Source organism: Streptomyces sp. 7R007 (assembly GCF_054850255.1).
In genome coordinates this window covers 1-471 of the sequence record NZ_JBTWMV010000171.1, presented here as the reverse complement: position 1 = coordinate 471, position 471 = coordinate 1, and the positions used below count along the sequence as shown (strand labels likewise).

Genomic DNA, 471 nt, shown 5'->3' with positions numbered 1-471 from the left:
GAGCGGCGACTCGTCCAGCCCCAACAGGCTGACGACACCCACCGGTTCGGCCTCGGTCAGACGAGCGGTGAGCATCTCCCGTGTCGCCTGGGACGCGTCGACGACCTGACGGACCACCGTTGCGCCATGGCCGTCCAGGGCGTGTACGGCGACATCGACCGCCGGGCCGTCGGAGTGGGTCTGCGGGACCAGCACCAGCCACGTGCCGGACAGGCCCGCAGGCGCGGGGACCCGCGTGTTCTTCCACGTGACCCGGTAACGGCACGAGGCCAGCGCGGACTGCTCGCGGTGCTTGCGCCGCCACGCCGACAGCACGGGCAGGGCCGGGACGAGCGCCGCGATGGCGTCCTCGCCGTCCAGGCCGAGCGCGTCGGTCAGCGTGCCGACGTCGTTGTCCTCGATCGCTTGCCACAGCCGCGCCTCGGTCTCGTCCTGCGTTCCGCCCGCGACGACGGGCCGCGCCCGCTCCAC

The 471-nt window shown here is 73.5% G+C and carries 1 protein-coding gene; it reads right to left on the bottom strand.

Features of this window, described 5'->3' with window-relative positions:
- Window positions 1-471, bottom strand: a 471-nt coding sequence (locus ACYF6T_RS44650) for a hypothetical protein (RefSeq protein ID WP_461703720.1), incomplete at both ends; no start/stop codon positions are given.